Here is a 17,535-nt window from a genome sequence, read left to right as displayed (position 1 = left end):
TGGCTATGCGATCAGGGAAAATGCATTCCGAGTGCGGAGGCCCTGGGCCACCACTTGCCAGCCGCCCCTTGGAAGAAACGGTCGATGGAACGGCGGCTTCGCAAAACGAAGCGGCCTGTGGATGATCAACGCAAACAGCATTGTGGGAATGCTGGTTGATACTGTAAAGTGCAGTACATTTACAGTGGTTTCTGGAGAGGCTATGGCCACCGTCAAGACCGCCACGCTCACATTTCGTATCGACCCTGGACTGAAAGAGGCGCTTCGCATTGCGGCGGATCAGGAGCATCGATCCATCGCGAACATGGTCGAAGTTCTGATTCGAGGCCACTGCGAGCGGCACGGCATTGCGATTCCGCACTCCGAGCAAACCAAGAACAACAACGGAGCGCGTTCATGATCAAGACGGTCAAGCAAGCATGCCGGTTTAATCCCGTTATCCGTGACTACCGGATGAGCCAGGGGATCGAGAACCTCGCAGACCTCATCAATGACGCGGGCGACGGCAGCGAGTTCTTCTCGCGCAACTTCGTCACCCACGGCATGGATCAGCTTTTCCGTGAAGGTCTATTGCGACTGTCCGGCAAATCCGACCAGGCCGTCTTCGAGCTGACCCAAGCGATGGGTGGCGGTAAGACGCACATGATGATCGCGCTGGGCTTGCTCGCCCGCCATTTGCATCTGCGCAAGGATGTTCTGCCTGCGGATCTGGCCTCGCGCATCGAGTTCGGTCAGGCGCGCATTGCTGCGTTCAACGGTCGCAACAATCCCGACAACTTCATCTGGGGCGAGATCGCCACCCAGCTTGGAGCTGCTGAAGCCATCAGACCCTATTGGGCGAATGGCCCCAAGGCCGTCGATCAGCGACAATGGAAGGAAATCATCGGCGACAAGCCGACGCTGATTCTGCTCGACGAACTGCCGCCCTATCTCGACAACGCCAGCACGCAGGTGTTCGGTCAGGGAACGCTGGCCAACATGGCGGTCTACAGCCTTTCCAGCCTGATGAGTGCGGCGCTGGAGTTGCCCAACTGCGCCATCGTGGTTGCCAACCTCTCTGGCAGCTACAAGGCCCAAACCAAGGCGCTGGCCGACGCCATTTCCAACCTACAGCAGGAAACCCGCCGTCAGGCGATGACCATCACGCCGGTGCAACTGGCGGGCAACGAAATCTACGAAATCCTGAAGAAGCGCCTCATCGACGAACTGCCAGACGAACGTGTCGTTTCTGACATCGCTGAAGAGTACGCACAGCAGATCAAGAAGGCCGAGGATGGCGGCTACATCGTCGCCAGCAGCATCGAGCAGATCGCCGAGCAGGTCCGGGAAACGTATCCCTTCCACCCGTCCTTCAAGCACCTTGTCGCGCTATTCAAAGAGAACGAAGGCTTCCGCCAGACTCGTGGCCTGATGCAGTTCACCGCGCGCCTGCTCAAGAGTGTTGATGAGCGCGAAGCCGACGACGTCTTCCTGATCGGCACGCAGCATCTCAACTTGAACGACGAGCAGGTCAAGGATGAGATCGAGCGTATTGCACCCAAGCTGATGCCAGCGGTGACGCGCGATATCGCCGACGCGGGCAACGCCATTGCAGAGCACATCGACGCCGACCTGGCGGGCGATGCCGCACAGCAGCTCATGACCTTGCTGCTGTCATCCAGCCTGTCCCGCGCTGTCGGGGGACGTATCGGGCTGACGGAAAGTGAACTGATCGAGTTCCTGGCTGCACCCCAGCGCAAGCCCGACGAATTTCTTCAGGCCATGCAGCGCCTGCGCGAGTCGGCGTGGTACCTCCACCGTGAAGAGCAACGCTTCTTCATCAAGGAAACCGAGAACCTGTCGCGCCAGATCGAGCGCAACGCCAAGGAAGTTCCGCAACCCAAGGTCGATCAGGCGCTCATCAATCGCCTCTCAGGCATCCTCGCGCCGGCCAACAAGATTGCTTATCAGGACGTGCAGGTGCTGCCCAGGCTGGATGAGCTCAAGCTCGCCGGCCCGCGCACGCTGATCGTCATCAAGCCCGATGGCAAGGTGCCGCCCAGCGAATTACAGAACTTCTTCGACTACCAGCAGGAGAAGAACAACCTGCTGGTGCTGAGCGGCCAGGACAGTCTGCTGGCCGACGCGGTCGAAGAGCGGCTGCGCGAGCTGTACGCAATCGAGCAGATCCACAAGCGCCTCAGGTCGGGCGACACCTTGTTCGAGGAAGCTCGTGACCGCCTCGAAGAATCCGAGGATCGCTTCGGCAAGGCGTTGTCGGCGGCCTACAACCGCCTGTATTTCCCCGGCAATGACCCGATGGACGGGCGCGACGTGCTGGCCGGGGTCACCATTGATCAAGGGCTGAAGCTCGGCCAAGGTGATCAGTCCGCCGAGACGCAGATCGAAAAACTACTGGCCAGCCCACGAGCCGACTACAAGCTCGTGGCCGAACTAAGCAAGGACAACTTCGACGAATGCTTCGCGCAGGCTGAGGAGTACCTGTGGCCATCTGGCAAGGACAGCCGTCGCACCCCCTGGAAGGACGTTGCTACCCGTGCCAAATGCTCTCCGATTTGGCCGTGGATGCCGGGTGCCAGCGGCTTGGATGCGCTCAAGGCCGAAGCCCTGAAACAAGGCCGCTGGCGCTTGGGGGAGGATGGCTACATCGAGAAGGGGCCATTCCCCAAGGACAAAGCCACCGTCAACGTCTCCATCGTCAACGTCAAGCCGGACACCGGCGAGACGGTGCTGAGCCTCACCCCGCGCCACGCGGGTGACAGCCCTGTCGTCTACTGGTCGAACAAACCCGACGTTTCAGACAAGGACAACAAGGTCGAAGACCTGGACAACTTCGCCACTGGCGAGGGCACGGTCTACTTTGTCGTGAAGGAACCCACCGGGCGCTATGAAAGCGGCCCAGCCACCCGCTGGCTCGCCGATCTCAAGATCCGTCATCAGGTCGAACCAGCCGCTGACAAGCGCCGTGTCACCCTGGCCGCCACGCCGCACGCTGACATCTACTACACCCTGGACGGCTCTAACCCCAAGGACGGCACCCGCTACGACGCGCCGTTTGAGATCGGTTCAGCAAGTTGCCGCCTGCTGGTGTTCGCCCGCGCGGGCGAGGCTAACAAGACAGCGGATTTCCAGATTCCTGCCAGCGGCGACAAGACGGTGCAGATCGTCGACAGTAAGCCCGCGCGCCTGCAAAGCAAGCGTGTTGCTCTCGACACGACCGACCGCGTCTTCAGCATCATCAACCGTTTCCGCGATCAGCCGGGTACGCGCTTCAAGGGTGTGCGCGTCGAAATCGGTGAGGGCGAGAACACCGTAACCGTGCGCTTCCAGGAGCGCGAAGTCACCGCCGCCATCATCGAAGGCGTCGTCAACAGCCTGCGCGATGTGCTCAAGGAGCCGGACGCCCCGCTCAACATTGCCATTGCCGACGGAATCGCCTTCGATACCGGCTTTGCACTCAAAGAGTTCGCCAAGCTGGCCGGAATCGAACTCAAGCCGGGCGACATCAATCAGGAGGAATGAGGATGGCCAAAGTTGCAGGTAACACACTATCGCCCAAGGCGCGTGCGCAAGTGCTGCACACGCTGGGTTTTGGCGTGCCTGCGACTTCTGATCCTCATCACTTCAAGGTCGTTATTCCCAAGGCCAGCACGGGCAAAGTTCAGATCAGTGAGCACCTCGGCTTGCAGTCGGCAAGCAACGACAACGCGGTGATTGACCGCGTTCTGCTGGATCGCCCGCGCTGGACCGCCATCCGCGCCGAAGTTCAACGAGCCTTCAACGCTCGTCTGGCCGCGCATGGCATCAAGCCCGGTGCGTGGAAGGTCGGCGACAACCCAGTGGATCGCTTGCTCGGCAAGGAATTATGCGTACTGGCCTGGGCCGTCGAGCAGATGGAGATGGAGAAGATTCCAGTCGCCGTGCGCAACTGGTTGGCGCTGCGCCCGGAGGAACGCTGGTGGCTGTTTGGCATGACGGCCATGAGCACCGGCGGCGTGATGGATGCGGGCAAGGGCTGGCGCGCAGCGCTCAAACACGCCTTGGGCGATGTGGCACAGAGCGAACTGCTCGCTCCTCGTGCCCGACGCGGCAAGCCGGAACAGGAAGTTGCCCAGGCCTCATTAGGGCTGTTCGGAGACGAAGCGCCATGAACGCCGTGCCCCCGCAGCCGAAGATCTACCACATTGCCCACGTGGATCGTCTGCCCTCCATCGTCGCAACAGGTGGCCTCTTGTCGGACGCAGTGGTGCAAGCCCAGGCGCTGGGCGGAACGATGATTGGGATGAACCACATCAAGCAGCGTCGTTTGACTGAGCTTCAGCTTGCAAGTCATCCCGGCTTGTTCGTCGGTGCCTGCGTGCCGTTTTACTTCTGCCCGCGATCCGTGATGCTGTATTTGATCCACCGACGCAACGCAGAACTGGCTTACCAAGGTGGGCAAGCGTCCATCATCCACTTGCAAGCAGATTTGGGCGCAGTTGTGGCCTGGGCCAACGCGCAACCCGCTCGCTGGGCCTTCACGCTATCAAACGCCGGATCGTATTTCTTTGAAGACCGTAATGACTTGGCGCGTCTTGGTGAAATCAACTGGGCGGCGGTGCAGGCGAACAACTGGAGTGGCGGCCTGAAAGAAGGCAAACAAGCCGAGTTCCTGTTGGAGCAACATTTTCCGTGGCATCTGATCGAGCGCATCGGCGTGCAGTCGGCCACGGTCTATCGACAAGTCGTCAACGCCCTTCCGGCGCACGGACACCGGCCTCCGGTCGAAGTGCGCCCGGACTGGTATTACTGAATGAGAGGAGCACAGCCATGATCGAGTACACCTCGGGCGACATCCTCCAGTGTGAGGCCGACGCACTGGTCAACACCGTCAATTGCGTCGGCGTGATGGGGCGTGGCATCGCCTTGCAGTTCAAGAACGTTTACCCTGAAAACTTCAAGGCTTACGAGGCCGCCTGCAAACGCGAAGCGGTGCAGCCTGGTCGCATGTTCGTTTTTGAGACGGGGCAGCTCACATTGCCGCGCTTCATCATCAACTTCCCGACCAAACGCCACTGGCGCGGCAAGAGCCGTATTGAAGACATCGATGCGGGCCTTGTCGATCTGGTCAATGTCATCCGCGACAAGGGCATTCGCTCCATCGCCATCCCGCCGCTGGGCGCAGGCCTGGGCGGGCTGGACTGGAACGAGGTGCGCCCACGCATTGAGCGCGCACTGACAGAGCTTGCCGACGTGCGCGTGCTGGTGTTTGAGCCGAAGGGGGCTCCGGCCAACGACAAGATGGCGCACGTGCGCGAGGTACCCAAAATGACGGCGGGTCGCGCCGCCTTGGTGGAACTGATGCAGCGCTATCTTGGCGGCCTGCTTGACCCCTTTGTCACCCTGCTTGAAGTCCACAAGCTGATGTATTTCATGCAGGAGGCTGGTGAGCCGCTGCGTCTCCAGTACGTCAAGCATCACTACGGCCCTTATGCCGAGAACCTGCGCCATGTGCTGAAGGCGGTGGAAGGCCATTTGATCGCTGGGTATGCTGACGGCGGCGATGCGCCAGATAAGCCGCTCACTCTGGTGCCCGGTGCGGTGGAAGAAGCCAAGGATTATCTGGATCACCACGACATCAGCCGCGCCCGTTTCGAGCGCGTAACCAAGCTGGTCGAGGGCTTCGAGTCGCCTTACGGGCTAGAACTCCTGGCCACAGTGCACTGGGTGATGAGCCGCGAGGGTGCCACACAGCACGAGAGCGTAGAACGTCAGGTCTATGGCTGGAACGCACGCAAGCAGCAGTTCACCCCGCGCCAGCTTGCCATTGCCGAAGAGCGGTTGCGCTCCCAAGGCTGGCTGTCGCAAGAAATGGCTCATGCCCATTGAGGATTCAATAAAGAATGCAGCAAACAACCACCACCCTCACGCCTTTGGCCTTGAAAGATGCGCCGGCACTGATCGAGACGGTGTTTCCGGCACAAAAGGTTTCCTTCGAGGCACAGCGCGAGCGCAAGGCAGGTCCCGCGCAAACATTGACTGCCCTTGGTTCCTACTGGAAAGGCCGGAAACCATTGATCCTGGTGCGCGCGATCGTGCTGGGCAGCCATTTGCCACTCACGAACGACGCGGAAGCCGACCTCGCCGTATTCGAGAAGCTGATGGCGTTTGACGACGAGGGACTGGCCCGTCGTGCGCTGGCGGCCAATGCGTTCTCCGCAGGCAAACTGCAGGAAATGATCCCCATAGCCGACCCGGAGCGCTACTTCAGTGGCCGGGGCTGGCGGCGGGACGCCACGGATGAAGACAAACTGGTGCTGTACCGTCGAGCGCTGGCTACCCTCAGGGCCTCCGCACTCGCCTAGCATATCGATCTGATCCCCAGCATGCGCTCCCGTACTCCGTCATCCCACGCCGCCCCCTTGCGCTTGAGCCGAAGGCTGCTCTTGCGCGTGTCGGTCTTGTCGGCGCGGATGATGTTGAGCGCGATCTTGCGCAGCATCGACAGGTTCTGCGGCGCATTATCTTTGGCCACCGTGCTGGCGTCCTCGCTGAAGCTGACGTCGAGGATCCAGTGAAGCCGGTTCTCCACGCCCCAGTGCGCTCGCACCGCTGCAGCCAGTTGCTCGGCGGTGAGGGCGCGCGAGCTGATGTAGTAACGCCGCTCCAGATCGGATTCCTTGTCGCCGACGACCCGCATGGAGTCGATGCGCCCAATCGTCACACACTTGGGCCAGTCGCCCGGATCGACGATGCCCTTGGACGACAGCACCGAGGCGATCTGCCCAACGGTGCGTCCATGGCCGCGCTCGACCAGCGCGCTGCGGTCGACCGACTCGACGCCGTGCTGGTCGATGAAGGCGATCTCGATCGCTTCGAGCAACTTGGGCTGGTTACCCTTGACCATCAGCAGGTAGTCGCCCTTCTTCGCAACGATCTGTTTGGCAATGCTTTTCTGGCAGCCCATCGCGTCGATCGTGACCAGCAGTCCCTTGATCGACAGCGCCTCGAGCAGCTCGGGAATCGCCGTTATTTCATTGCTCTTGGTGGCGACCTTCTCCTGGCCGAGCACCAGTCCCAGCTCGGTGGCGAAGGCGCTGACCATGTGGATCGCACTCTCGCCGCCCGTGCCCGAGCCGCGCACGGTCTTGCCGTCGACCGCAATCGTGCCAGCCAGGCCCGCATCGTCGCTGAGCGCACCGACCACGCCGCCCACCCAGCGCCGGAACATGTTCTCGAACTGCTTCGGATCGAGCGCGCGCAGGATCCGCAGGAAGGTCTCCTCGGACGGGATGCCGTTCTTGAGCACGAGGAAGCGGCGCAACCACGCCTCCTTGGTGCGCGCCCAGAAGGTGATGTCCTCGACCGTGTCGCAATCCGAGAGCACGGCGGCGATCAGGATCACCAGGATCTCCCGGAAGTCGTGCAAGGTCCCGTTACTCGGCTTGCGCGGATCATCGATTTCGTCCAGATAGCTCATCAGGGAACCCCTCTGCGTCGCACTCACGCTCTTCGCCCAAAAGACGAGAGTAGACGTGATTTTCGAAGGGTCCACAAGGTGAATGCATAAGATGTTGAATGTGAACGACTATTTTCAGGTGCTTATGCGATCAGGGAGAATGCATTCCGAGTGCGGAGGCCCTGTGGCTACCCTCGGGAGCTACGAAGAAAAGTCGAGCCTATGCAAGCGCCCGGAAGAGGTCGATCAGGACTGGCTCCATTCCCCAGTTTGGCCGGTTGTCAACCGGCACTACGCGCACTTAGGCATCAATGCGCATTCGTTTCCGGAACTGGTCGAGCAACTCGGTCTCCTAAGGTATGGGCATCGCCCCCGCGTGGGAGACACATTTAGCGGTGGCGGGTCCATTCCCTTCGAGGCAGCACGTCTTGGCTGCGATGTCTATGCGTCCGACCTAAATCCCGTCGCCTGTATGCTGACCTGGGGTGCCTTAAACATTATCGGAGCCAGTACTGAACAGCGTACCGCAATCGAAAACGCGCAGCGTACTGTTGCCGAGAAGGTGGACGCAGATATCACACGCTTAGGTATTGAGCATGACGCGCAGGGCAACCGAAGCAAGGCATATCTGTATTGCCTTGAAACCCGCTGTCCAGAGACGGGCTGGCTGGTGCCTATGGCACCAAACTGGATCATTTCCAAGACGCGCAATGTGATTGCGCAACTCAAGCCGGTTCACGTCGAAAAGCGTTTCAGAATTGAAATTCTTAGCGGTGTATCCGATGCTGCAATGAAAGCAGCCGACCAGGGTACCGTCAAAGATGGCGATCTTATCTACGAGTTGGACGGCAAGACTTACCGTACTCCTATCAAAACATTGCGCGGCGACTTCCGCCTACCCGATGGAACGACAGGCAACCGTATACGCCGATGGGAGAAGGACGAGTTCAGGCCGCGACCGGATGACATTTTCCAGGAGCGGTTGTACTGCATCCAGTGGATCAAGAAGGAAACCCTAACCGCGGCTCGCCAGGAGACGTATTTTGCAGCCCCCACTGAGGCTGACCTCGAACGTGAACGTAGGTTGGAATCCGTAGTGTCTGAAAACCTGGCCCGCTGGCAGCATGAAGGTCTGACGCCAGACATGGCTATCGAGCCGGGTGATGAGACGACACGTCTATTTCGCGAGCGCGGCTGGACGCATTGGCATCACCTGTTCAATGCACGGCAGTTACTTTTCTCAGCGCTACTAAAGAAACATGCCACCGGAGCGAACACCCTTCTCGGGCTCGCCAATACGCTCGATTTCAACTCAAAACTATGTGGGTGGGGTACAAGCCCGAAGTGGGATGGCGGTCCAGTCCATGTTTTTACTAATCAAGCGCTAAACACCCAGTACAACTACGCCCAATACTCAAACTACACACTAACCGAGAACATCTTTTACAAGACATTCCCGGACAAAGATCGCGGTTTTTCAATGACCCCGTCTATCGAGGTAATTACTCACGGAGCAGAGAGCCCGACAAAAATCTGCGACCAGTGGATAACTGATCCACCGTACGCCGACGCGGTGAATTATCACGAGATCACAGAATTTTTTATCGCTTGGCTGAGAAAAAACCCACCCAAACCCTTAGATGAATGGGTTTGGGACTCGCGCCGGGCGCTAGCGATCAAAGGTTCCGGCGAGGATTTCAGGCGTGGCATGGTAGCCGCCTACAAGGGAATGGCCGAGCACATGCCCGATAACGGTATGCAGTGCGTGATGTTCACGCATCAGGACACGGCCGTCTGGGGCGACTTGATCGGCATCTTCTGGGCTGCGGGTCTGCAAGTGGTCGCTGCCTGGTACATCGCCACCGAAACCACATCCGAGCTCAAGAAAGGGGGCTACGTCCAGGGTACCGTCATCCTGATGCTCAAGAAGCGCGCGGCTGGCGAGCGTACTGGTTTCAAGCAGCGTCTGTTGCCCGCCGTTCGGCAGGAAGTGGCGCGGCAGATCGAAACCATGATGCACCTGAACGACACTGTGGCCGCCCACCACGGTGAGCCGGTGTGGGGCGACTCCGATTTGCAGATGGCCGGTTATGCGGCAGCGCTAAAGGTGCTGACCGCCTACACACGCATCGGCGACGAGGACGTCACCACCTTCGCCCTGCGCCCGCGCGCACGGGGTGAAGTCACAGTGGTGGACGAAATCGTCCAGCAGGCAGCGGAAACCGCATCCAGCCTGCTCGTTCCAGAGGGCCTCACCGCCGACGCGTGGGGGCGCCTCACTGGCATTGAACGCTTTGTACTGCGGATGATGGACATGGAAACCGCAGGCGCGTCCAAGCTGGACAACTATCAGAACTTCGCCAAGGCGTTCCGCGTGACGGACTACAGCCGCGTGATGGGCGACATGCGGCCCAACAACGCACGCCTCAAGCGCATCAGCGAATACGCCTCGCGCGATCTGACCGATGCCACCGAGATCGGCGTGACGCGGCTGGGTCAGCTCATCATTGCCTTGCAACAACTGCTTAAGGACACCGAGGCACAGGTCATCGTCGAGCAACTGCGCGCCGAGATGGTGGACTTCCTGGAAGTCCGCTCCCTGCTGGTGGACATGCTGGCCTTCATCGAGCGCAAAGCGCCCGAATCTGAGGTGCGCTCTGCCGCCGAGGTATTGGGGGCGCGCTTGAAGAACCTGCGCTTCGGCGAGTGAGGGAGATTGCATGCAAGCGGATTTTCTGGATGCGCATGAACGCCATTGGGGTGATGCGGAGCGCTTGTTTCAGGCGCAGCGCTGGGCCAACGCCGATCATCTGTACGGCATGGCGGCGGAGTGTGGAATGAAGCGGCTGATGCTGGCGTTCGGAATGCCTTACGACACGGGCAAAGATTGGCCAGCCAGTAAGCAGGATCGGGCACATGCGGATGGCACCTGGGTGCGTTTCGAAAGCTATCGCAGCGGCCATGCGCATGGCGTGGGTTATGGATTGCCTGCTGGCAACCCGTTTGGCAATTGGGACGTGTCGGATCGCTACGCCCATCAGTCCAATTTCGATCAGGCGCGGGCACAGGGGCATCAGGCGGGTGCGCTAACCATTCGCAACCTGATCGGCAAGGCACAACGCGAGGGTTTGCTATGACCACCTTCGATCAAGTCGTTCCGATCACGAACGAGGTTCTGAGTGCTCACCGCGATAAGATCGCGCCCCTGGAGTGGCTGGTCATCAATCGTGATCTCAACGGTCGGGTACGCTTCATCGCACCAGAGCAGGCCGGGGAGCACGAGGTGCGACGTGCGGATATCGAAGCGGTTTATCAGGCGCTCTCCGAGCGTCTTGTACCCCATGCCTATCCCACTGATTCGGGAATTCTGTACGAGGCGAGCCGTGAGCTAGCGTGCCAAGGTGCAACACATTACCTACTGGATGGCCTCGATACAGTATGGGTGGTGGATCGATTGGCAACTGAGGCGAACTGGGCGCACATTGCACCCGAAACTGTGGGTGTGCCGCGCATCGTGTTTTTCTCCATCAAGGGTGGCGTCGGCCGCTCCACCGCCTTGGCAGCGACTGCGTGGAGTCTCGCTCAGGCGGGCAAGCGGGTATTGGTGCTCGATCTTGATCTGGAATCTCCCGGTCTGTCTTCCGCGCTTCTGCCGCCAGAACGCCAGCCCATGTACGGCATCACCGATTGGCTAGTTGAAGACCTGGTGGGCAACGGCGATGTCGTTCTCGACAGCATGGTTGCTACCAGCAATCTCTCTCATGACGGTGAAATACATGTCGTTCCTGCGCATGGTGCGGAACACGGCGAATACATCGCCAAGCTGGGCCGCGTCTGGATGCCCAAGTTGCACGCCGATGGAAGGCGCGAAACGTGGTCGGCTCGCCTTGAGCGCTTGTTGCAGGCGCTGGAAGCCCGCGTTCGGCCCGACGTGGTGCTGATCGACTCGCGCTCCGGCATCGACGAAATCGCCTCTGCCTGCATCACGGACATGGGTGCGAATCTGATTCTGCTGTTTGCGCTCGAAGGTGAGCAGACCTGGAACGGTTACCGAATGCTGTTCGAGCAATGGCAGCGTGCTGGCGTTGCAGAGCAGATACGCGAGCGCTTGCAGGTGGTCGGCGCGGTCGTTCCCGAACTTGATCGTGTCGAATATCTTGAAGGCTTGCGCGAGCATTCCTATGAGGTATTCGGGGTCACGCTCTACGACGATATTGCGCCTGCAACACCCGATACCGTTGGACCGAAAGAAGTGGATGGCAAGCGGACGTGGCAGGTCGGGAGTCTGGTTGAGGGCTGGAACTTCGACGAGGCTGACGAGGGTGCGCCACATCATCCGTGGGCGGTCAACTGGCACCGCAGCTTTGCCGGGCTGCGCTCGCTGCAGGGGCGCCTTGCCGTGATCGATACCCAGGAAGTGAAGGCCATTTTTGGCCCATTGCTCGAAGGCGTGAACCATGTCGCCGAAGTGACGAGGCAAGCATGACGACGCAAGCTCAACAACTGCGTGAAGCCATCCTGGCAGCAGCGCTGGAAACCAGCAATTTCGGCGAAACGCCGGAGCCTCAGACGCTCTACCTGCCGGTCTCCCATCTCAAGGCACTGAGACTGGACGCGCACGTCGTGGTGGGCAGCCGTGGTGTGGGTAAGTCCTTCTGGACGTCGGCATTGCAATCCGAACCTTTGAGAAAACTTCTGGGCGCCGCCGCTTCCGAGCTGCAGGACATCGAGGTTCGTGTCGGCTTTGCCAGCAACGAAGACATCGATCGATACCCGAATGCCGACGTGTTTTCAGCGTTCATCGATCAGGGGGGCGACCCTTACAACATGTGGCGGGCGGTGGTGCTGCGATGGGTGGCCGAGCGTGCAGGCGAGATGATCCCCAACGGAAAGTGGACAGACACTTCCGCCTGGCTCAAAGCGGAACCAGAAGCAGCGGCACAGTTGATGCTGCGGGCGCGGAACTGGAAGGGCCTGTTGCTGTTTGATGCCCTGGATCGCACCAGTGACGACTGGCAGCGCATGGACGCGATCGTCAAGGGGTTGCTTCGTGCAGTGCTTTGGCTCAAGACTTTTTCCGGCCTTCATGCCAAAGTGTTTCTTCGCGAGGATCAGGCCGAACGCAAGGTGTTCGATTTTCCCGATGCATCCAAGCTCCTCGCAACCAAGGCCGAGTTGAGCTGGGCGAGGCACGATCTGCACGGAATGCTGTGGCAGCGCTTGGTCAACGCGCCGGGAGAGCACGGTGCCAGGTGTCGCGAGCTGTGCCCAGCCGTTCAACAGGATGGTGTGTGGCAACTGGTGCCGGAAATGAAGTCTGAGTCCGCCTTACAGCGTGGAGCATTCGAGAAGCTGGCTGGCCCTTGGATGGGGCGGGACAAACGACGTGGCGTGCCTTACACATGGGCGGTGGGCCATCTGGCCGATGGGCGAGGGCAGACATCGCCGCGATCTTTTGTGGCAGCGATCCGTCAAGCGGCAGAGGACTCTCGTGAGCGCTACCCACAACATGAGCTCGCGCTGCACTACGAGAGCATCAAGCGCGGCATCCAGAAAGCATCGGAAATCCGCGTCCAGGAAATGGCCGAGGACTATCCCTGGGTGCCGACGATCCTCTCGACGCTAAAAGGCATGAACGTTCCCGCCACCGTCGAGATGGTACAGACGCACTGGAATGCCGCGTTTCCGAAAGGCCCGAAGGATCTCGCTTCTGGGCTGCCTGCCCAGCACGCAGAAGGTGGGTGGGACGGCTTGCGGCAAGACCTGGAACGTCTTGGCTTGATGGAAACCAAGAAGGACGGGCGTATCGACATGCCCGACCTTTACCGAGTCGGCTTCGGCCTGGGCCGCAAGGGTGGCGTGAAGCCCAGGAACTGAGCAGATGGCCATTCGCCGTTTCTCTTCGCGTACCCATCGGCTGGATGCCAGCTTTTTGATGCGGCACCTGGCCGGTGCCAGAAGCTATAAGCGCATCGCGGGCTATTTCACCAGCTCCTTGTTTGAGGTGGCCGGCGAGGCGCTGGAGCACATTCCCGAGGTCAAGATCGTCTGCAACGTGGATATCCACCCGGACGACCTGAAGGTGGCGCAACTGCGCGAGAGCAAGATGCTAGGCCGCTGGAACGAGCGCGGCCTGGAGGCGGAGGCGCTGCTGAACCGCGAACGCTACCGACTGCTTGATGGATTTCTCGCCAAGCATGGGCAGGCGGTCCGCGTCGCGCCCGACGACATCTGCGGTTTCGTTCATGGCAAGGCAGGTGTGATCACGCTGGCTAATGGCCGCCGGTTGGGCTTCATTGGCTCGATGAACGAGACACGCAGCGGCTGGCAACGGCACTACGAAATCCTGTGGGAAGACGAATCGCCGGAAGGTGTGGCATGGATTGAGGAGGAGTTCGACTTCCTCTGGAATGCCGCCAAGCCGCTGCCGCAGGCCGTCATCCGCGAGGTACATCGGCGCGGCTATCGGCGTGAGATCGAGTTCATCGAAATCGAGGATGACGAGAATCTTGCGCCTGCGGCACTGATTGAATCGCCCCTGTACCGGGAAGGCCAGCAGCTACAACCATGGCAGCAGGGCTTTCTGACCGAGTGTCTTCGTCATCAGCGCTTGCACGGTACCGTGCGTCTGCTGCTCGCCGACGAAGTGGGGCTGGGCAAGACGCTGGCGCTTGGCACCGCAGCGCTGACGCTATGCCTGTTGGCGGATAAGCCCTCTGCACAAAAAGGCGGCCCACGCCGCCCGGTGGTGATCTTCGCCCCCGCCACGTTGACGGAGCAGTGGCAGACCGAAATGCTGGACAAGCTGGGCATCCCGACCGCGCGCTGGGATACCGTAGGCAAGGTCTGGCGGGATGCGGACGAGCGCGTGCTGTCACCTGCGGGACGCGAGCAAATCGCGCATTGCCCGCTGCGCATCGGCATTGTCTCCACCGGCCTGATGATGCGTGATTCGCTGGAGAAACAGTATCTGCTGGGGATGCGCTTCGGCGTCGTCATTCTGGATGAGGCGCACAAGGCCAGAACCCGCCAGGGCTTCGGCAAGGAGGCCGGAACACCGAACGAGCTGTTGGCCTTCATGCGCGAGGTCGCCGCACGCGCCGATCATGTGCTGTTGGGCACCGCCACGCCGATCCAGACAAATCCTGCCGATCTATGGGATTTGCTGGGCATCCTGCACCAAGGCCCGGGGCGCTTCGTGCTGGGCCACGACCTCGCACCGTGGCACCGGCCCGATGAGGTGCTCGACATCCTTGCTGGCCGCGTGGAGGTTGAAACGCTGGCTCATGCCTGGGAGCTGTTGCGCTCGCCGCTACCGCGTATGGAATCAACCAGCGAGCCTCGCGCCCGGCGCATGTTCTCTGCTATCCGGCAAGATCTGGGCCTCCAAATCGGCGAGTGGCAAACGAACCGTTCGCTTGCCGAGTTGACGGAAGAAACGCTCGAAATTCTGGAAGAGGAATTGGAGCGACGCATTATCGGGGCGACCTTTTTCCAGCGCGAGAACCCGTTGGTGCGCCATGTGGTGCTGCGCAAGCGCCAGCAGCTCGAGGACGCGGGCTTGCTGGCGAGGGTGGGGGTGGATGTTCATCCCGAACGCGGGAAAGCCACAGAGCAGCGCGCCTTCGACGTTTTGTTCGAAGGGAAGGCACTGCGCACCTCGGAAGACTTTCGGCAGGCGTATGACGAAGCGCGTGCCTTCGGCAAGGCGCTGGCCAGGCGCGGTAAGGGCAGCGGCTTCATGAAGAATCTGATGGAGCAGCGCATTTGTTCCAGCATCCAAGCAGGCCTGGCGACGGCGCGGCGCTTGCTGGAGGGCGACGCCGTGCATGAAGAAGACGAAGACCAGGAAGGCGACGTCATGGTCGAGACCGGCGAAGAGCGCGAGGTGCTGCAACGCCTGATCGCCCGGCTTGAGCGGCTGGAGGCTGACCCCAAGATGGAGGCCGTCGTTCACTTTCTGGATAAGGAGCATTGGCTGGACTTGGGCGTCATCATCTTCAGCCAGTACTACGACACTGCGAAATGGCTGGCCGACTCGCTTGCGGCCCGCTATCCCGAGGAGGCAGTCGGTCTTTACGCGGGCGCGGGCCGCAGCCGCCTCTACCAGCGCGGTGACAGCGTGAGTGTCGAGCGCGAAACCCTCAAGCGCATGGTGACCGAGCACCAGATTCGCGTCATGGTGGCGACAGACGCCGCCTGTGAAGGTTTGAACCTGCAAACCTTGGGTACGCTGATTAATATCGATCTTCCGTGGAACCCGACGCGACTTGAACAACGCATCGGCCGCATCAAGCGCTTCGGCCAGCGGCGTGAAACCGTGGACATGCTGAATCTTGTGTTTGAGCAGACGGTGGACGAGAAGATCTACGAACGCCTGTCCGAGCGCATGAAGAACCGGTACGACCTTTTCGGCTCGCTGCCGGACACCATCAAGGACGAGTGGATCATGGATATCGAAACACTGGGCGAAAAGCTGGACGAATACATCAACGCCCAGAAGTCCGCGACAGGCTTCGATCTGCGCTACACCGGCACGATGATGCCGCCGGAGAAGGACTGGCGCGAATTCACAGAGGTGTTGTCGCGGCGCGATCTCGCCACCCTGATGTGTTCAGCGTGGGGGTAACGAGAACGCCGTGGCTCGGGGACGCTGTAACCGCTGATGAGTGAGCGACGGCAGCCAAGCCGGCGGTCGCCCACCGGCCATGCGCTGCAGACCGAAGTTCGCGAACGACGGACCGGTCAGCTCAGAACCTGCCGCAAGGCCACCGGGGGGATGAATGTCGCTTGTGGGTCGTTAGGGTGAATTGAGGATTCCGGCGAGCGGCCATCCCCTCCGCATGCAACCGAGCAGAGTCGAAGGACGGAGCAGGCCGACCAAGAGCCGCTCCGCTCGAACGACGATTGCCGTTGCGCCAGCTAAGGGTGCCGACGAGTACGCTACGCCGCCACCCACGCAAATCGGGCGTTCATCGCACGAACGCACTCATCCACCCGCAGCCCTGCAACACGTACGAACTCCCGGGTGTCGTGCGTGACCAGGCTGGCGTCTTCGGCCAGCGCGTGGCAGGCGGTCCAGAGGGCTCGCGCCGATTGGCGAGCCGGCGGCTTTAAGGCGGGTGGCCTGTTTCGGGCTCCGAAACTCGCTCTCCGGGGCTGTTTGACTGCGCACGGATGGCCACGAATACGAAGCACCAGGAGGCGTGGATGCATTTCAAGGTCTATTACGATGACGAGACGGCGCAGCGGCTGACGGCGGCACCCGAGGCCATGGCGGAGAAGTTTGCCGCCATCCCCGCGCTGACCGACGCGTTCTGCGCGCAGCCTCTCGACGCTGAGCTCCGGCGGATGATCCTCCGCGTCGTCGGCGCGCAGGCAGCCGTCGCCCTTGCCGCCTGGCGCCGAGCGCGTGTGGGTGGCCGCGGCCGAGCATGCGCTGGGACGGGTGAGTGGTTTGCGTGCGGAGCGCGCGGAGGTGTCGAATGAGCCGGTTGTCGACCGAGTCGGTGGAGAAGGCCGTCGATGCCGTTCAGGCGATGGACCGCGCGCAGAAAGAACGCCTCGCCGACGAGATCTTCCGCATGCAGCCAAACATGCTGGGCTCGATCCTGGTGCTGCCCCGGCTCGGGGTGCCGATAGAGAAGGTCGAGTTCGCCGTCGGGGTGCTGCTGGTCTGCTTCCAGGCGATGAAGGAGTCCGGGCTGGCCTGGCCGGTCATCACGGAGGACGAGCAGGAGCGCCAGCTCGCGCGCTTCGTGGCGGCGACGCGCCTCGGCGAGGACATCACCCCGTCGCTGCGCAGTCGCGCGCTTCGGCGCTACATCTCCGCGCACCCCGAGAAGTCGCTCGCCGCCTACGTGGCGAGCGATACGTCGAAGTGGCTGGGCGAGATCGCGGCCGATGAGTCCGACAAGTACGCGATGCTGGCGGTGTGGAACCTGGTGAACTGCATCGCCTTCGCCGAGCTGCCGCGGTCGAAGCGCACGAAATCCAGGTAGGCGCAGCGGCACCGCCGCTTTCGCGCCTGCCGGCGCTCCTACACAAACCGCCGCGCGTTCCGCCCCCCTGTAGGAGCTGCGGCAGCTGCGAACACG

The 17,535-nt window shown here is 61.1% G+C and carries 14 protein-coding genes; 13 read left to right on the top strand and 1 reads right to left on the bottom strand.

Features of this window, described 5'->3' with window-relative positions:
* The first annotated feature begins 202 nt into the window (after nucleotides 1-202).
* Genes C667_RS24800 through C667_RS04725 form a run of 6 tightly spaced genes read left to right on the top strand, consistent with a single transcriptional unit; the run spans nucleotide 203 to nucleotide 6,344 of the window.
* Complete coding sequence (locus C667_RS24800; RefSeq protein WP_004357778.1) at nucleotides 203-400, top strand: type II toxin-antitoxin system antitoxin; 198 nt, start codon at nucleotides 203-205, stop codon at nucleotides 398-400.
* A complete protein-coding gene (locus C667_RS04745) occupies nucleotides 397-3,522 on the top strand; it encodes an anti-phage-associated DUF499 domain-containing protein (protein WP_039920786.1) in 3,126 nt (1,041 codons plus the stop codon). The genes C667_RS24800 and C667_RS04745 overlap by 4 nt, the downstream gene beginning before the upstream one ends.
* A gap of 2 nt (nucleotides 3,523-3,524) precedes the next feature.
* On the top strand, nucleotides 3,525-4,151 hold the full coding sequence (locus C667_RS04740; protein ID WP_211207662.1) for an anti-phage-associated DUF3780 domain-containing protein: 627 nt from the start codon (nucleotides 3,525-3,527) through the stop codon (nucleotides 4,149-4,151).
* Nucleotides 4,148-4,792, top strand: a complete 645-nt coding sequence (gene darT, locus C667_RS04735) for a type II toxin-antitoxin system toxin DNA ADP-ribosyl transferase DarT (protein ID WP_004357772.1) — start codon at nucleotides 4,148-4,150, stop codon at nucleotides 4,790-4,792. Before C667_RS04740 ends, darT begins: the two co-directional genes overlap by 4 nt.
* A gap of 17 nt (nucleotides 4,793-4,809) precedes the next feature.
* A complete protein-coding gene (gene darG, locus C667_RS04730; protein ID WP_004357770.1) occupies nucleotides 4,810-5,868 on the top strand; it encodes a type II toxin-antitoxin system antitoxin DNA ADP-ribosyl glycohydrolase DarG in 1,059 nt (352 codons plus the stop codon).
* 14 nt (nucleotides 5,869-5,882) lie between these two features.
* A complete protein-coding gene (locus C667_RS04725) occupies nucleotides 5,883-6,344 on the top strand; it encodes a DUF1156 domain-containing protein (protein ID WP_004357768.1) in 462 nt (153 codons plus the stop codon).
* On the opposite strand, the gene C667_RS04720 is transcribed toward C667_RS04725, so the two are convergent.
* Nucleotides 6,341-7,459 carry an ISAs1 family transposase gene (locus C667_RS04720; RefSeq protein ID WP_004357766.1) on the bottom strand — a complete coding sequence of 373 codons (1,119 nt, stop codon included), beginning with the start codon at nucleotides 7,457-7,459 and terminating at the stop codon, nucleotides 6,341-6,343. The genes C667_RS04725 and C667_RS04720 overlap by 4 nt on opposite strands.
* Nucleotides 7,460-7,622: 163 nt before the next feature.
* Here C667_RS04720 and C667_RS04715 point away from each other — a divergent pair, with 163 nt between their 5' ends.
* The 7 genes from C667_RS04715 to C667_RS04690 all read left to right on the top strand — a co-directional run bounded on the left by C667_RS04715 (nucleotide 7,623) and on the right by C667_RS04690 (nucleotide 17,439).
* Complete coding sequence (locus C667_RS04715) at nucleotides 7,623-10,148, top strand: anti-phage-associated DUF1156 domain-containing protein (protein WP_211207661.1); 2,526 nt, start codon at nucleotides 7,623-7,625, stop codon at nucleotides 10,146-10,148.
* Nucleotides 10,149-10,158: 10 nt separating this feature from the next.
* Entirely contained in the window at nucleotides 10,159-10,575 is a 417-nt protein-coding gene (locus C667_RS24795) for a hypothetical protein (protein WP_004357762.1), read from the top strand.
* Complete coding sequence (locus tag C667_RS04710; RefSeq protein ID WP_039920782.1) at nucleotides 10,572-11,924, top strand: ParA family protein; 1,353 nt, start codon at nucleotides 10,572-10,574, stop codon at nucleotides 11,922-11,924. The genes C667_RS24795 and C667_RS04710 overlap by 4 nt, the downstream gene beginning before the upstream one ends.
* Nucleotides 11,921-13,315, top strand: a complete 1,395-nt coding sequence (locus C667_RS04705; protein WP_004357755.1) for a hypothetical protein — start codon at nucleotides 11,921-11,923, stop codon at nucleotides 13,313-13,315. The genes C667_RS04710 and C667_RS04705 overlap by 4 nt, the downstream gene beginning before the upstream one ends.
* A gap of 4 nt (nucleotides 13,316-13,319) precedes the next feature.
* Nucleotides 13,320-16,067: a phospholipase D-like domain-containing anti-phage protein gene (locus tag C667_RS04700; protein WP_004357753.1), complete on the top strand. Its 2,748-nt coding sequence runs from the start codon at nucleotides 13,320-13,322 to the stop codon at nucleotides 16,065-16,067.
* Between the two features lie 581 nt (nucleotides 16,068-16,648).
* On the top strand, nucleotides 16,649-16,927 hold the full coding sequence (locus C667_RS04695) for a hypothetical protein (RefSeq protein WP_004357751.1): 279 nt from the start codon (nucleotides 16,649-16,651) through the stop codon (nucleotides 16,925-16,927).
* Complete coding sequence (locus tag C667_RS04690; RefSeq protein WP_004357749.1) at nucleotides 16,924-17,439, top strand: hypothetical protein; 516 nt, start codon at nucleotides 16,924-16,926, stop codon at nucleotides 17,437-17,439. The genes C667_RS04695 and C667_RS04690 overlap by 4 nt, the downstream gene beginning before the upstream one ends.
* Nucleotides 17,440-17,535: the final 96 nt, after the last annotated feature.

The sequence above is a fragment of the Thauera phenylacetica B4P genome, assembly GCF_000310225.1.
Classification (GTDB): domain Bacteria; phylum Pseudomonadota; class Gammaproteobacteria; order Burkholderiales; family Rhodocyclaceae; genus Thauera; species Thauera phenylacetica.
The sequence above is the reverse complement of the archived record's forward strand: the minus strand, read 5'-3'. Positions and strand labels throughout refer to the sequence as shown.

What these genes read in the sequence shown, in the direction of transcription:
- C667_RS24800 (WP_004357778.1), top strand. Translation starts at nt 203, where the DNA reads ATGGCCACCGTCAAGACCGCCACGCTCACATTTCGTATCGACCCTGGA.
- C667_RS04745 (WP_039920786.1), top strand. Translation starts at nt 397, where the DNA reads ATGATCAAGACGGTCAAGCAAGCATGCCGGTTTAATCCCGTTATCCGT.
- C667_RS04740 (WP_211207662.1), top strand. Translation starts at nt 3,525, where the DNA reads ATGGCCAAAGTTGCAGGTAACACACTATCGCCCAAGGCGCGTGCGCAA.
- darT (WP_004357772.1), top strand. Translation starts at nt 4,148, where the DNA reads ATGAACGCCGTGCCCCCGCAGCCGAAGATCTACCACATTGCCCACGTG.
- darG (WP_004357770.1), top strand. Translation starts at nt 4,810, where the DNA reads ATGATCGAGTACACCTCGGGCGACATCCTCCAGTGTGAGGCCGACGCA.
- C667_RS04725 (WP_004357768.1), top strand. Translation starts at nt 5,883, where the DNA reads ATGCAGCAAACAACCACCACCCTCACGCCTTTGGCCTTGAAAGATGCG.
- C667_RS04720 (WP_004357766.1), bottom strand. Translation starts at nt 7,459, where the DNA reads ATGAGCTATCTGGACGAAATCGATGATCCGCGCAAGCCGAGTAACGGG.
- C667_RS24795 (WP_004357762.1), top strand. Translation starts at nt 10,159, where the DNA reads ATGCAAGCGGATTTTCTGGATGCGCATGAACGCCATTGGGGTGATGCG.
- C667_RS04710 (WP_039920782.1), top strand. Translation starts at nt 10,572, where the DNA reads ATGACCACCTTCGATCAAGTCGTTCCGATCACGAACGAGGTTCTGAGT.
- C667_RS04705 (WP_004357755.1), top strand. Translation starts at nt 11,921, where the DNA reads ATGACGACGCAAGCTCAACAACTGCGTGAAGCCATCCTGGCAGCAGCG.
- C667_RS04700 (WP_004357753.1), top strand. Translation starts at nt 13,320, where the DNA reads ATGGCCATTCGCCGTTTCTCTTCGCGTACCCATCGGCTGGATGCCAGC.
- C667_RS04695 (WP_004357751.1), top strand. Translation starts at nt 16,649, where the DNA reads ATGCATTTCAAGGTCTATTACGATGACGAGACGGCGCAGCGGCTGACG.
- C667_RS04690 (WP_004357749.1), top strand. Translation starts at nt 16,924, where the DNA reads ATGAGCCGGTTGTCGACCGAGTCGGTGGAGAAGGCCGTCGATGCCGTT.